This is a genomic window from Stenotrophomonas maltophilia group sp. P373, assembly GCF_053295075.1.
Genome location: NZ_CM129994.1, coordinates 1,945,874 through 1,960,747, shown reverse-complemented (window position 1 = coordinate 1,960,747; position 14,874 = coordinate 1,945,874). Strand labels below are relative to the sequence as shown.

Below are 14,874 nucleotides of genomic sequence, written 5' to 3'. Positions count from 1 at the left end.
CAGCGCCGGGCCATGCCCGGCGCGCCAACCTCAACGCACCACGTTCAACACTTCGTAGCACGCACCCATGGTGTGGTAATCCACCTTGCCGGCCGGGCTCTTCTCGTCGCTGTACTTGCGATTGTCGGCATCGAGGATGCGGAACCAGGCGCCGTACCGGTGATCGACGAAGTGTTCCCACGAATACGCCCAGATACGCTCGTACCACTGCCAATAGCGGTCATCGCCGGTACGCTTGGCCATCAGTGCGGCGGTCGCAAGCGTCTCCGCCTGCACCCAGAAATACTTGTCGTCGTCGCAGACGAAACTGTCGCCACCGATCGGGGCGCCATCCATGCCCGGCTGCCGGCGCGACTCCGGCGCGAAACCGTAGTACAGGCCACCCCGCGTCTCGTCCCAGCTGCGCGCCACGGCCACGTCGAACAGGTGCTGCGCGGTCGGCACCAGCCAGTCGACCTGCACATGGCGGTCCAGGATCAACAACAGCTTGGCCCATTCGGTCTGGTGGCCCGGCTGGAAGCCCCACGGGCGGAACAGGTGCTTGGGGTCGTCCAGGTTGTAGTCCCAGTCGATCTCCCAGTTGGAATCGTAGTGCTCCCACACCAGGCCACCGGCCTTGGCGGCCTGGCGACGGGTCATGTTGTCGGCCAGCTGCAGCGCGCGCTCCACATAGCGCTGTTCGCCGCTGGCCTCGAAGGCGGCCAGCATCGCCTCGCACATGTGCATGTTGGCGTTCTGGCCACGGTAGCCGGTGAAGTTCCACTGCCCATCGGCTTCGTCCTTGTAGAGGCCGTGCTGGGGCTCCCAGAAGCGCGCTTCCAGCAGCTGCCAGGTCTCGTCCATCCATGCGCGGGCCTGTTCGAGACCGGCCTTCAGTGCGCAGCTGTAGGCCAACAGCACGAACGCCACGCCGTAGCAGTGGTTCATGTCGTCCTCGACCTTGCCGTCGCGCAGGGTCCAGGCGTAACCGCCGGTGGCCGGGTTGCGGTGCACCTCGCGCAGGTAGCGCACGCCGTGCTCGACCGCCTCACGGTGCTCGGCGTTGCCGAATTCGCGGTAGGCCATCGCGTAGTTGAAGACGAAACGCGTGCTGCTCACCAGATGGCGATGGTTGGCGTCGTAGATGCTGCCGTCGTCACGGAAGTAGTGGAAGAAGCCACCGTTCGGGTCGATGCAGCGCGGGTGGTAGAACGCCATCGTGTCGGCGATATGCGCGCGCAGGAACGCGGGCGAACGGAAGTCGGGGGAGGTGCTCATGCGGTAATGTCCTGGGCCTGCAGCAGCTGCTGCACTTCATCGAGCGAGGGCATCGCGGCGAACGCGCCCTTGCGGGTAACAGCCAGCGCACCGACCGCAGCACCGAAGCGCAGCGTGGCGGTGATCGCCTCCGGGTCCTGGCAGAAGGCGGCAAAACCGGCACCGGCGCCGCCGCGCTCCAGCAGCCCAACCAGCACGCCACCGACGAAAGCATCGCCAGCCGCCGTGGTGTCGACGGTAGCCACGCGGAAGCTTGTGACCGTGCCGTGGTTGTCGCGCGTGTACCAGTGCAGCGTGGCCGCACCGTCGGTGACGATCACCCAGCGCGCGCGCGCAGCGAGCAGGCGCCGCAGTACCGCTGCCTCGCCATCGGCACCCAGCCGCGCGGCCAGGTAGTCCAGTTCCTCGCGCGACAGCTTGACCAGGTCGGCGCGTTCCAGCGCCTGCCACAGGCGCGGTGTCGGGTCCTCGTTCGCCGGCCACAGCGCCGGACGCAGATTGAGGTCGAGGCTGACCACCGCACCAGCCGCACGCGCGCGATCCATGCCGGCGAAGGTCGCCTCGGCGATGGCCGCTTCGGTCAGGCTGTTGGAACAGACATGGAAGCACTGTGCGCTGTCGAAGCACGCCGCCTGGAAGTCGCTGTCACGGAACAGCAGGTCGGCTGCCGGCGGGCGATAGAAGCTGAAGCTGCGCTCGCCGCTGGCATCCAGTGCGACGAAGGCCAGTGCGGTCTTGGCCGCATCGGTACGCACGATGTAATCCGTGCCCACGCCGTGCTCGACCAGGCTGTCGGCCAGGAAGTCGCCGAACATGTCGCGGCCCAGCGTGCCGACGAACTGCGTCTTCGCACCCAACCGTGCGGCCGCAACGGCAACGTTGGCCGGTGCACCACCGGCGTACTGCAGGAAGGCGCGCGGCGTGTCGGCCGAGGCCGGCGGCTGCGCTAGTAGATCGATCAAAATTTCGCCGAAGCAAACGATGGCACCCATTCCGGACTCAGCCTCCCTGCGTTGCGGAGGCCGGCGTACGCGCGCCGACCAGTCCGTAGAAAATGATGTAGCCGTAGCACAGCAGCGGCAGGATGAAGCTGGCCTGCACACCGATGTGGTCGGCCAGGACGCCCTGCAGGTACGGCACCACGGCACCGCCGACGATGGCCATGATCAGCAGGCTGGAGCCCTTGTTGGTCAGCGGCCCCAGGCGCTCGATGCTCAGCGCGAAGATGGTCGGGAACATGATCGAGTTGAACAGGCCGATCGCCACCACCGAGTACAGCGCGATGTTGCCGGAGCTCAGCATGGTCGTGACCAGCAGCGCCACGTTGACCAGCGCGAAGATCGCCAGCAGGCGGCTGGGCGAGAAGCGCGCCAGCAGCGCTGAGCCCGCGAAGCGGCCGATCATCGCCATCGTCCAGTAGGCCGACACGTAGTGTGTGGCTTCCTGTTCGCTGAAGCCACCGATGTTGGGCATCGACAGGTAGTTGACCAGGAAGCTGCCGATCGACACCTCAGCGCCGACGTAGAAGAAGATGCCCAGCACGCCCAGCAGCAGGTGGCGCTTGCGCAGCGCATCCAGGTAGCTGTGGTGGTGGCCCTGGTCGGCCTGCTCGGTGGCGTCGCTCAGCGCCGGCAGGCGGAACAGGAACACGAACAGCGCCAGCAGCACCAGCGCCACGGCCAGGCCCACGTACGGTCCCTGCACGGCCTGCGCCTCGGCGGCACGGTAGGCCAGCTGCTCGGCGGCCGGCAGCGCCGCGATGTCGTCAGCGCTCTTGACCGTGTTGGACAGGATCAGCATGCCGCCGAAGATCGGCGCGATGGCCGTGCCCAGCGAGTTCAGCGCCTGCGCCAGGGTCAGGCGGCTGGAACTGGTCTGTTCCGGGCCCAGCAGCGCGACGTACGGGTTGGCGGCGACCTGCAGCACGGTAATGCCCGTGGCCAGTACGAACAACGCACCGAGGAAGGCGCCGTACACGCGCAGTTCGGCCGCCGGCCAGAAGCCCAGCGCGCCAATGCCGGCGATCACCAGTCCAGCCACGATGCCCTTCTTGTAGCCCAGCGCCGCCACCAGGCGGCCCGCCGGCAGCGACATCAGGAAGTAAGTACCGAAGAAGGTGAACTGCACCAGCATCGCCTTGGCGTAGTTCAGTTCGAACACCGCCTTCAGGTGCGGGATCAGGATGTCATTGAGGCAGGTCAGGAAGCCCCACATGAAGAAGATCGTGGTCACGACAGCCAACGCCTTGCCGTTGGTGACGGCGGGTGCGTTGCCCGAAGAACCCGATGGACGGGGCGTTGCGGAGATCGGCATGCGGTACGCGCCTCGATGCGCGGAAGGTCGTTGTTGCGTGGAAGGGGTATGCGGAAGGAATCAGTTCGGTCGTGCGGCACTGCTTTCGCGGATGCGCAACTGCACCGGCGCGACCGTGCGCCGAGGCGGCGCGTCGGGTTCGTCCAGCCGCTGCAGCAGCAGCGCCGCAGCCTGGCGGCCACGCTCGCGCGGGTCGGCGGTGAGCGTGGTCAACGGCGGTACGGCCACCGCCGCCTCGGAAATATCATCGAAGCCGGTGACGGCGAAATCGCCGCCCGGACGGATGCCGCGCGAGTTCAAGCCCAGCATCAGGCCCAGCGCGACGGTGTCGTTGTAGCAGACCGCCGCACTCGGCCGATGACCGTCGGCGAAGAGTTCATCGGTGCGCGCTGCCGCTTCCAGGCGGTTCGGGGCCGACTCGATCATCCAGCCCGGCGGCAGCGAAAGACCGGCCTCGGCCAGCGCCTGCTGGAAACCCGCGCGGCGCTGGTGGCAGGAACTGGATGCGGCGTGGCCCCCGAAGAACGCGATCTGGCGGTGGCCGCGCTCGATCAGGTGGCGCGTGGCCAGATAGGCGCCGTGCTGGTTGTCCAGGGTCAGGAAGTCCCAGTCGGCCCCGGCCAGTTCGCGGTTGAACAGCAGCACGTTGGCATTGGCACCCAGTGCCTGCCGCAGCTGTGCGGTATCGCTGCCCTCGGCCGGCGACAGGATCAGGCCGGCCGGGGTGTGCTCCATCAGCGTGGACAGCACCGCCTGCTGCCGCTCCGGCGATTCACCCGTGCTGCCGAGCAGGGTCACGTAGCCACGCCCGCCCAACGCCTCGTCCACACCCGATGCGAACTCGGCGAAGAACGGGTTGGAGAGATCGTTGATCACCAGCGCGATGCTCGACGAGGTACGACGGCGCAGGTTGGCCGCCGCGCGGTTGTAGACGTAACGCTGGCGGCGCAGTTCGGCCTCGACCTTGGCGCGGGTATCGACGTTGACCAGCGGGCTGCCACGCAGCACCAGCGACACGGTTGCCCGTGACACGCCGATCGCGCGCGCGATGTCGGTCACCGTCACCGCCTTGCCGGCGCGCTTGCTGGGACTGTTGCCGTTGTCGTTCATCGTCTTCCCGGACTCCGCTGGAGGCTCAAGCCTAATGGATCAGGGCCGTGTCGTGCCGTGCCGTTCGCTGGGTCAGCGCGAACGGCACAGTCCGGCTCAGCGCAGCTGGCTGCCCGGTGCCGCGCACCAGGACACCGGCAGGTCCTTCACCGCGGTGCCCCAGCCCTGCTCCGGCGCCTTCGCGTCGAGCGCGAACTGCAGGCGCGGGCCCTGCTGCAGGCGGTCCCAGTCCAGCCACACAGGTGCATGCGCCTGGCCGTCGACCCGCACACCCTGCACGTATTGCAGGCGGCGGCCATCGGCACCCGGCGCGTCGATGCGCAGGGTTCGGCCATTGCCCATATCCACTTCGACCTTGCTGAAGCGCGGCGTGTGCAGCAGGAACTGGCCGCTGCCCGGCACCGCCGGGTACACGCCGATGGCGCTGAACAGGTACCAGGCCGACATCGTGCCGAGGTCATCGTTGCCGGTCACGCCATTAGGGGCATTGGTGAACAACTGCTGCGCGGCACGCACCACGGCGGCGGTCTTCCACGGCTGGCCGATCAGCGTGTACAGCCACGGCGAGTGCAGGTCCGGCTCGTTGTTCGGGTTGTAGCGGAACTGGTTGTAGTAGCTGTACGGCCCCACCACCCACGCCTTGCGGGCGGCATTGAGCGGATCGGCCTGCAGCGCGTCCATCGCGAAGAACGCATCCAGGCGGCGACCGGCCTGTTCGCGGCCGTCCATCGCTTCGACCAGGCCCGGCACGTCCTGCTGCGCCAGCCACTGGTACTGCCACGCCGTGCCCTCATGGAAACCGTGGTGCGAACGCGGGCTGTAGTGGCCATCGGCCGGCGTGTACCACTGGCCATCCTCGGTGCGCGGGCGCGGGAAGCCGGTGAAACCCGTCTCGGCATCCCGCACCTGCGGGTCCCACACCTTGCGCCAGTTGCGGCCACGCTCACGCAGCGTCGCCGCATCCTGCGCATGGCCCAGGCCATCGGCCATCTGCGAGAGCGCGCAGTCGGCCAACGCATATTCCAGCGTGGCCGAACCACCATGGTGTGGATCGACATCCATGCCCTTGGACGGGAACGCGCGGTCGTAGGCCACATAGCCCTTGTCCAGGTAGGTCGGGTTGCCGGAGCGTCCGGCCATGCGCGAGTTCAGTGGCGGCGTGCCGAAGGCATTGCGGCGCAGTGCATCCCAGGCCTGCGATTCACGGCCCTTGAGCGCGCCGAAGCGCCACAGGTCGACCATGAACGGCGTGACCGGATCGCCGGTCATGATGTTGGTCTCGAAGTTGGCATAACCCCAGCGCGGCAGCCAACCGACCTGTTCGTCGATCGCCAGCAGGGTACGGCCGATGTCGCGCGCCACGTCCGGGCGGGTCAGCGCCAGCCACTGGTTCTGCGCGCGGTAGGTATCCCACAGCGAGAAGTACTCGTAATAGGTCCAGCCATCGGCGCGGTGGATACCGTCGTCATAACCGCGGTAGCGGCCGTCGGCGTCGTTGCCTGTCATCGGCTGCAGCAGTGCGTGATAGACCGCGCTGTAGAACACCGCGCGGTCGTCGGCAGTGCCGCCCTGAACACGCACCCGGCCCAGCTGCTCGCGCCAGGACTGCTGGGACAGCGCACGCATGCGGTCGAAGCCGAGCAGCACCCCATTCTGCATGCCTTCTGCGCGCAGGTTGGTGCGCGCGCCTTCGGCATCCACGTGCGAGATCGCGCTGACCGCCGTCACCGACTGGCCCTTGGCCAGGTCGAAGCTGAGCCAGGCGCCGTTCGGCTTCTGCTCGCCTTCCATGCTGTGGCGCGCGCCCGGCAGGCCACCGCCCTCACCCCAGGTGCCATGCGCCTTGAACGGACGGTCAAACTCGATGCGGAACCAGGTGGTGTACTGGTGGCCGCCACAGAAGCTCTTGGTGACCAATTTGCCTTCCACCACACGATCGCCGACCACATCGACCACGCTGCCGATCACCGAATGGCGCTCGTTGGCCTGGCCGACATTGACGAGCACGTGGCCATCGCCGCTGCGCTGGCTGAAGGTGTAGCGCTCGGCGGCGGCACGGGTGCGCGCGGTGGCTTCCGCATCGATGCCGCCGTAGCTGGTCAGGCGCACCTTGTAGTAGCCGGCCTGGCCGACCTCGCCATCGTGGGTGTAGGTCGATGCGTAGGCCTTGTGGTCGAACTGCTTGGCATTGCCGGTATCGAAATCGCCGCCCGGACCGATCGAACCGGTCACCGGCAGCACCGACACCTGGCCACCCTGCTCCCAGCAGCCGGCGCCGGAAATGAACGAATGACCGAAGCCACGGATCTTCTCGTCGTCGTAGCGCCAGCCCGAATAGTGGCTGCCGATCGGGCTGACCTGGATCAGGCCGAACGGCGCCGACGCGCCCGGGAATGTATTGCCGTCGTCCTTGCTCCCGATGAAGGTATTGACCTCGCGTTCCAGCGCGGCCGGTGCGGCCTGCAGCAGCACCGGCACTGACGACAGCGCGAGCAGGCAGGCCAGGCGCACCAGCGGGCGCGAGGACAATGGGACGGCGGGAGCGGACGGCACTGGACGCATGTCGGGTTCCTGTAGTCGATGACGCGGAGGCAGACGGCCGGGGCCGTCCGGCACCGTTCCGCTGAGCCCTGCCCTGACCTGCAGAGAGCTCCCCCTGGAATGACGCCCGACCCACCAGACCGTGAATTTAGATCGATTCAAGTAGAGCATGCAGGTTCAGCCGAATGCATTCTGCGGCGCAGCATGAGATGGGGTGTTCGGCAGGGCTGCGCCCTGCACCTGCTACGAGCTGGAGCAACAGCAACAGCAACAGCAACAGCAGAAGCCAGTTTCCTGCGGGGAGTCGGGGTGGGTCCGGTTGCGGGGGACGCTGCAAGTACGTCCATGTAAGCTCGGTCGCCGCATCCATGCGGCTCACGCCCCCGCAACCGGCCCCACCCCGCCTTCGACAGATTCCCGCGATCTGCAACGAATCTCTGACGGATAACGAAATCGATCCGGGGTCAGATCCGTTTTCCATAGGAAAACGGATCTGACCCCATGCCGTTACCCCATGCCGTCCCCAGGACCCATCCAACCGTCACCGGGAAACTGTCGAAGGCGGGGCGGTGTCGGATTGCGGGGTGTCCGCGGCATGGATGCCGCGGCCAAGCCCCCAGGGACGGGTTTACGGCGTCCCCGCAATCCGACACCGCCCCGCCAAACCACAGCCAACCCAGAGCCGCTTTGGCTTTGGCTTTCGCTTCAAGCAGGTGCAGGGCGCAGCCCTGCCGACCCACCCTCCCCTGCGCACGAAAACGATTTCACTGATTTCAGCAAACCGTCATCCCTTCGCCACGCCAGTACCATATTGCGCAGCAGCATGCGCCTGCGGGCGACCCGTGCTAAAAATCGCCCGCCCATCGCTTAGATCGATCCAAGACGACGCTGCGATGGCCGGGAGTTGGGGGAGCAGCAACAGGACGTACCAGGCCACGCGCGCGGCGCCACTGGCAGTTGCTTGGCGACAGCGACAAAGTCACTTCAAATTAGATCGATTCAAGTTGTCCGTGCCACGTCACCGGATCAATCCATGAGAGAGGGAGAGATGGGAATGAAGCATTCAACACGTACGCATGGCCAGGACGCATTGTCGTTGGCCATCGCGCTGGCCTTGGCCGCCGCCGTCATTCCGGGTGGCGCCGCCGCGCAACAGGCCGCTTCCACCGGCTCGCAGGACGCCACCACCCTGGACAGCGTCCAGGTCACCGGCTACCGCTACGCCATTGAAAAGAGCCTCGAGCAGAAGCGCGACGCCAACGCGGTGGTCGAGGTGATCACCGCCGAGGACGTCGGCAAGTTCCCCGACAAGAACGTGGCCGACGCACTGCAGCGCGTGCCCGGCGTGGTCATCACCCGCAGCGGTGGCGAAGGCAAGAGTGTCAGTGTGCGCGGCCTCGCGCCGGACCTGACCCTGACCCAGTTGAACGGCAACTTCGTCGCCTCGTCGGAGACCAACAACGAAGCGACGCGCTCCTTCAACTACACCCTGCTGCCATCGAACATGTTGTCCAGCGCGGAGCTGTTCAAGTCGCCGGAAGCACGCATCGACGAAGGCGGCATCGGCGGCACGGTCATCCTGCATACCCGCCGCCCGCTGGACATGGAATCCAACTCCGGCTACGTGAACCTGGAGGGCACCACCTCCGATACCAGCCACGATGTCGATCCGCAGGCGTCCGCGCTGTACTCGTGGCACAGCAAGGATGAGCGCTTCGGCGTCCTCGTCGGCGTGACCCAGCAGAAGCGCACCACCCGCACCATGGAAGCCAGCACCGAGGACTACCAGTGGTACGGCAATGGCACCACGGCCCGCGATGCCAACGGCAACCTGCTGGAGCAGGATGGCATCCACTACTGGTGGGGCCAGTCCGGCTTCAACAACCAGGCTGGCAAGAACTACAGCGAATTCTTCATGCCGACCTCGGTGAACTTCGCGGTGAAGGAAGAAAAGCGCGAGCGCAAGGGCGGCCAGCTGACCTTCCAGTTCAAGCCGGTCGACAACGTCACGATGACCGCGAACTACTTCCGCTTCGAGCTGCAGGGTGACTACACCCAGAACATGCTGAAGGTGCCGGAGTGGAACCTGGCCCGCTACAACCAGGACGGCAACTGGGCCGGCGGCCGCCTGCTCAACGGCCTGGATTTCGACCCGAGTGGCAGCATCGTCACGGGTGCGCAGTACCAGAAGCTGGCCGGAAAGACCTATTACTGCAGTGAGGAAGAAGCAGCGGCAGCCGGCCTGGAACCCGGTGGCTGGGGCCCGGACGACTGCACCATCCCCACTCCGCAGCTCACCGGTGGATACAGCAAGGAAAAGGCACTGTCGCAGACCGCCGACCTGACCATCGACTGGGATATCAGCCCGCTGTGGAAGGCCTCGTTCACTGGCGGCCGCACCTGGTCCGAAGGTGGTCCGTCGATGAATTTCCGCATGTCGGCCAAGCCGCGCCGCAAGGTTGGCAACCAGTGGCAGTCCGGCAACCAGTACACCGCCTGGGACCTGACCGGCACGCCGTCGGTGCAGTTCTCGCCGGACCTGCAGCAGCAGTTGATGGCGGGCGTGGCCGAAGTCGATACCGGCTCGACCGATTCGTCGTGGATGCAGACCGAGGTCAAGCAGAACTACTTCCAGGCCGACGTCACCAAGCTGTTCGAGGCCGGCTGGCTGGATTCGATCCAGTTCGGCGCCAAGTACCGCGATGGCAAGGTCCACCGCAACACCGGCAACACCTATTGGGTGTGCCCGGGCCTGGATCCGTCCGACTATGACAACAACCGCTACCAGGCCGGTTGCGATCCGACCGCAGGCGATGCGCAGCCGGGCTTCTTCCTGTCCAACCCGATCAGCAACATCACCGGCGCGTTCAACGCCAACGTGTTCCCGGGCATCAACTACCCGGCCTACATCGACTACCTGGACAAGACCTACGGTGGCTCGCACAACCGCACCGAAGAAGACTTCGTCTACGACGTCAACGAGAAGATTTATTCCGGCTACTTCCAGGCCAACTTCCGCACTGAGCGGGTACGCGGCAACATCGGCGTGCGCGTGGTGCGGACCAAGCAGTTCGCCCAGTCCAGCGATTCGGTCGAGCGCTTCAACGACTATTTCGTCGACAACGCCAGCGGCGCGCCGATGAGCTGCGATGATCCGGCCGCCGACCCGAACCTGCGCTGCCAGGGTGGCTTCGTCCGCCTGCCCGACCCGCAGGTGCGCGACAAGGTGTATGCCCTGTCGTCGCTGGAAAAGACCTATACCGACGTGCTGCCCAGCTTCAACATTGCCTGGGACATCACCGACAACCTGGTGCTGCGTGGCGCGGCGTCGAAGGTGGTCGCGCGCCCGAGCTACACCAGCATCGCCTATCCCGGTGGCCTGCGCTACATCAGCGAAGAGTACGCCAACGACCGCCGCGTCACCGGCGGCACCGACACGCCCGGCTGGTACGGCTCGGGCAGCAACAAGGCGCTGGAACCGTTCAAGGCGGTCCAGTTCGACCTGGGCCTGGAGTGGTACTTCAAGCCGGGCGCGGTCGCAGGTGTTTCGCTGTTCCGCAAGAACGTGGACAACTTCACCGTGCCGGTGGTGCGCGACCAGCAGATGAACGTCGGCGGGCAGTCGGTCACCGTGCAGAAGTACGAGACCCAGGCCAATGGCCGCGATGGCGTGTCGCAGGGCGTGGAACTGTATGGCCAGTACACGTTCGACTTCGGACTGGGCGTGCAGGCCAACTACACCTACAACGACACCAACCTGGCCTCGATCGTGCTGGATGGCGAGGAAATCGGCTCCTCGCCGCTGGTCGGCAGTGCCAAGAACCAGGCCAACGTTACGGTGTTCTACGAGAACGACAAGTTCCTGGCGCGCGCCTCGTACAACCGTCGTGGTGAAGTGGTCGGCGGCCTGAACAATGGCATGACCACCTACACCAAGCCTTACAGCCAGCTTGACCTGAACGTGGCCTACAACCTCACCCCGGACTGGACGGTGACCGCGGCCGTACTGAACGCCACCAAGTCCGAGCTGCGCAGCTACATCGGCAACGACAGCCAGGCCCGCCTGCTGTCCAATCTGTACGCCGGGCGCCAGCTGTATTTCGGCGTGAACTGGAAGTTCTGAGGCAGCGCCGGGCCTGGCCCGGCGCAGTCTTGCCCGCCCCGACGGGAATGGTCCTCCACGGCAGCCGCGCTGGTACAGGCGGCTGCCGTTTTCATTTGCCTGCACCGCCGTTCAGCCACCTGCTTGACCCTGCCATCGTTGGAAGGTGCACACTGGTTTCACCTCACGAGCACCGAAGGAGCTACAGATGGAATTCCATGTTGACGGCATGACCTGCGGCGGCTGCGCGCGCAGCGTGACCCGCGCGATCCAGCAGATCGATCCGAGCGCCAGTGTGGTGGCCGATCCGCCGACCGGCCTGGTCAAGGTGCAGACCACCGCATCACAGGAGCAGGTGTTCGCCGCGCTGAAGGATGCGGGGTTCCCGCCGCGCACTGCCTGATCCCCTGCTTTCTGCCACAGCGGAGCCCGCCCCCTGCACTGTCACTGGGCGGGCTTTTCAGTGCATGCGAACATGAAAACTCAGTGCTTGCGTGCGCGGCGGCGCACCGCGCCGGTCTTGGCCGCTTCCACCGGCAGCGGAGCCTCATCGTCTTCACCCAGCCGCTGCAGGATCGGGCATTCCGGGCGCTCATCGCCGGCACAGCAGCGGATCAGCGATTTCAGCGTGTCGGCCATCTGCCGCATGTGCTCGATGCGCTGTTCCAGGTCGGCGATGTGCTGCTCGGCCAGCTGCTTGACGTCGGCACTGTGGCGCGACGTGTCGTTCCACAGGCCCAGCAGGTCGCCGATCTCGGCCACCTGGAAGCCGAGATCGCGCGCGCGGCGGATGAAGCACAGGCGATGGATGTCGGCCTGCGAATACGCCCGATAGCCCGACTCCGTTCTATCCGCCGCAGGAATCAGGCCGATCTGTTCGTAGTAGCGGATCATTTTCGCCGACACGCTGGAGGCCTTGGCGGCGTCACCGATATTCATGCGATTCTCCTTCAGTGGGTCGCAACGGCGGCATCCGCCATTGGCGGCTGGAAGCGGCGCAGGCGCAGTGCGTTGCCCAGCACGAACACACTGGACAGTGCCATCGCACCGGCCGCGAACACCGGCGACAGCAGCACGCCCCAGGCCGGGTACAGCACGCCGGCGGCCACCGGAATCAACGCGGTGTTGTAGGCGAAGGCCCAGAACAGGTTCTGCCGGATGTTGCCCAACGTCGCCTTCGATAGCGCAATGGCGTTCGGTACGCCCTGCAGGTTGCCCGACATCAGCACCACGTCGGCCGATTCCACCGCGATATCGGTGCCGGTGCCGATGGCCAGGCCGACATCGGCCTCGGCCAGTGCTGGCGCATCGTTGATGCCGTCACCAACGAAGGCGACGTGGCCGTGCGTGGCCTTCAGCCGGCGCACTGCCTCGACCTTGCCTTCCGGCAGCACCTCGGCCACCACTTCATCGATGCCGAGCTGGCGCGCGATCGCCTGCGCGGTCCCGGCGTTGTCGCCGGTGATCATCGCCACCTTCAGGCCCAACCGATGCAGTGCCGCGATCGCTGCCGGGGTGCTCGGCTTGATCGGATCGGATACCGCGATGATCGCGGCCAGGCGACCGTCGATGGCGGCATACAGCGGCGACTTGCCCTGCGTGCCGAGTTCCGCCGCCAATGCTGCGAATGCAGTGATGTCCACGCCCAGGTCGCGCATGAAGCGGTCGGCACCGACCTCCACGCGTGCACCCTCGACACTGGCCCGCACGCCCATGCCGGTGACCGATTCGAAGTCGACCATGCCCGGCAACGTGATGCCCTGCCCGGTCGCGGCATCAACAATCGCGCGGGCGATGGGATGCTCCGAGCGCGACTCCACCGCGGCCACTGCCGCCAGAACCCTGTTGCGATCGAAGCCGGCAGCAATCTCCAGGTCGGTCAGGCGCGGGCGGCCTTCGGTCAGCGTGCCGGTCTTGTCCACCGCCACCACCTGCGCGTCCTTCAGCAGCTGCAGTGCTTCGCCCTTGCGGAACAGCACGCCCATTTCGGCGCCACGACCGGTTCCGACCATGATCGAGGTCGGCGTGGCCAGGCCCATCGCGCACGGGCAGGCAATGATCAGCACCGCCACCGCATTGACCAGTGCAAAGCTCAGTGCCGGCGATGGACCGAAGATCAACCAGACCGCGAAGGTCGCCAGCGCGGCCAGCATCACCGCCGGCACAAACCACAACGTGACCTTGTCGACCACCGCCTGGATCGGCAGCTTCGAGCCCTGCGCCTGTTCGACCATGCGGATGATCTGCGCCAGCAGGGTCTGCGCGCCCACGGCCGTGGCCCGCACCGTCAGTGCGCCCTTCTGGTTGACCGTGCCACCCACCACGCTGCTGCCCGGCAGCTTCTCGACCGGAATCGGCTCGCCGCTGATCATCGATTCATCGATGTAGCTGCGGCCTTCAACCACCTCGCCATCCACCGGCACGCGCTCGCCGGGGCGCACTTCCACCAGGTCGCCGCTCTGCACTTCATTGATCGGGATGTCGACCGCGCGGCCGTCACGGATCACATGGGCCACCTTGGCCTGCAGGTTGACCAGGCGCTTGATCGCTTCGGAGGTGCGGCCCTTGGCCCGGGCCTCCAGGAAGCGGCCGAGCAGGATCAACGCGACGATCACCGCCGCCGCTTCGTAGTAGACGTTCACCGTGCCCGGCGGCAGCAGCCGCGGTGCAAAGGTCGCTACCACCGAATAGCCGAACGCCGCGGCGGTGCCCACCGCCACCAGCGAATTCATGTCCGGCGCCAACCGCAGCAGCGCCGGGAACCCCTTCTGGTAGAAACGGCGGCCCGGAATGGCCAGCACCAACGCGGTCAGCACGAACTGCAGGTACCAGCTGGCCTGCATGCCGAGGGTGGACATCACCCATGCGTGCATGCCGGGAATCAGGTGCGAGCCCATTTCCAGTACGAACACCGGCAGTGCCAGCGCGGCCGCCACGATCAGGTCGCGCTTCAGTTCGGCGCGCTCGGCATCCTTCTTTTCCGCAGCCTGGTCATCGGACTGCACACCCGCCTCGATCACACGTGCGTCATAGCCGGCCTTGTCGATCGCGGCGACCAGCGCAGCCACGTCCGCCATGCCACGCACCGTGGCGCGCTCGGTGGCCAGGTTGACGCTGGCCTGGCTGACGCCGGGCACGGCCAACAGCGCGCGTTCGACACGGCCCACGCAGGAAGCGCAGGTCATGCCTTCGACCGCCAGTTCGGTGGTCGCTGCGGGCACGTCATAGCCCACCCGCTCCACTGCCTGGACAAGCGCCGCGCGATCCACCGGGCCCGACGGACGAATGTCCGCCCGCTCGGTGGCCAGGTTCACCGAGACACTGCCCACGCCCTCGACCTTGGACAGTGCTGCCTCGACCCGGCCTACGCAGCTGGCGCAGGTCATGCCCTCGATGGGCAGGCTGATGGTGGAGGGGCTGGCGGGGGCGGCAGCGGCGCGCGGCGTGCTCATGATCGGATTCCCGGGTTTCCTTCTGGATGCGGACAGGCTAAACCTTGCCATCGTGGGAAGGTCAAATCCAGCCTGTCCGCATGCCTGAAGGGGGCGCCG

At 66.4% G+C, this 14,874-nt stretch carries 9 protein-coding genes; 2 read left to right on the top strand and 7 right to left on the bottom strand.

What is annotated here, in order from left to right; translation table 11 throughout:
- Window positions 1-30: 30 nt before the first annotated feature.
- From ACSYHF_RS09125 to ACSYHF_RS09105, 5 genes are all read right to left on the bottom strand, one after another.
- Window positions 31-1,257, bottom strand: a complete 1,227-nt coding sequence (locus ACSYHF_RS09125) for an AGE family epimerase/isomerase (RefSeq protein ID WP_447576326.1) — start codon at window positions 1,255-1,257, stop codon at window positions 31-33.
- Entirely contained in the window at window positions 1,254-2,249 is a 996-nt protein-coding gene (locus ACSYHF_RS09120; RefSeq protein WP_095377673.1) for a carbohydrate kinase family protein, read from the bottom strand. Before ACSYHF_RS09120 ends, ACSYHF_RS09125 begins: the two co-directional genes overlap by 4 nt.
- Before the next feature lie 7 nt (window positions 2,250-2,256).
- The gene (gene fucP / locus ACSYHF_RS09115) at window positions 2,257-3,570 is read right to left on the bottom strand and encodes an L-fucose:H+ symporter permease (protein WP_005416346.1); all 1,314 of its coding nucleotides are present in this window, start codon (window positions 3,568-3,570) and stop codon (window positions 2,257-2,259) included.
- 60 nt (window positions 3,571-3,630) lie between these two features.
- The gene (locus tag ACSYHF_RS09110) at window positions 3,631-4,680 is read right to left on the bottom strand and encodes a LacI family DNA-binding transcriptional regulator (protein WP_005416345.1); all 1,050 of its coding nucleotides are present in this window, start codon (window positions 4,678-4,680) and stop codon (window positions 3,631-3,633) included.
- A gap of 96 nt (window positions 4,681-4,776) precedes the next feature.
- Window positions 4,777-7,242, bottom strand: a complete 2,466-nt coding sequence (locus tag ACSYHF_RS09105; protein ID WP_069138655.1) for a GH92 family glycosyl hydrolase — start codon at window positions 7,240-7,242, stop codon at window positions 4,777-4,779.
- A 1,027-nt stretch (window positions 7,243-8,269) separates the two neighbouring features.
- On the opposite strand from ACSYHF_RS09105, the gene ACSYHF_RS09100 reads away from it, so the two are divergent.
- On the top strand, window positions 8,270-11,344 hold the full coding sequence (locus ACSYHF_RS09100) for a TonB-dependent receptor (RefSeq protein ID WP_032954141.1): 3,075 nt from the start codon (window positions 8,270-8,272) through the stop codon (window positions 11,342-11,344).
- A gap of 187 nt (window positions 11,345-11,531) precedes the next feature.
- Window positions 11,532-11,726 carry a heavy-metal-associated domain-containing protein gene (locus ACSYHF_RS09095; RefSeq protein WP_065184972.1) on the top strand — a complete coding sequence of 65 codons (195 nt, stop codon included), beginning with the start codon at window positions 11,532-11,534 and terminating at the stop codon, window positions 11,724-11,726.
- A gap of 80 nt (window positions 11,727-11,806) precedes the next feature.
- On the opposite strand, the gene cueR is transcribed toward ACSYHF_RS09095, so the two are convergent.
- Window positions 11,807-12,262: a Cu(I)-responsive transcriptional regulator gene (gene cueR / locus ACSYHF_RS09090; protein WP_262221561.1), complete on the bottom strand. Its 456-nt coding sequence runs from the start codon at window positions 12,260-12,262 to the stop codon at window positions 11,807-11,809.
- An 11-nt stretch (window positions 12,263-12,273) separates the two neighbouring features.
- The gene (locus tag ACSYHF_RS09085) at window positions 12,274-14,775 is read right to left on the bottom strand and encodes a heavy metal translocating P-type ATPase (protein ID WP_329845212.1); all 2,502 of its coding nucleotides are present in this window, start codon (window positions 14,773-14,775) and stop codon (window positions 12,274-12,276) included.
- Window positions 14,776-14,874: the final 99 nt, after the last annotated feature.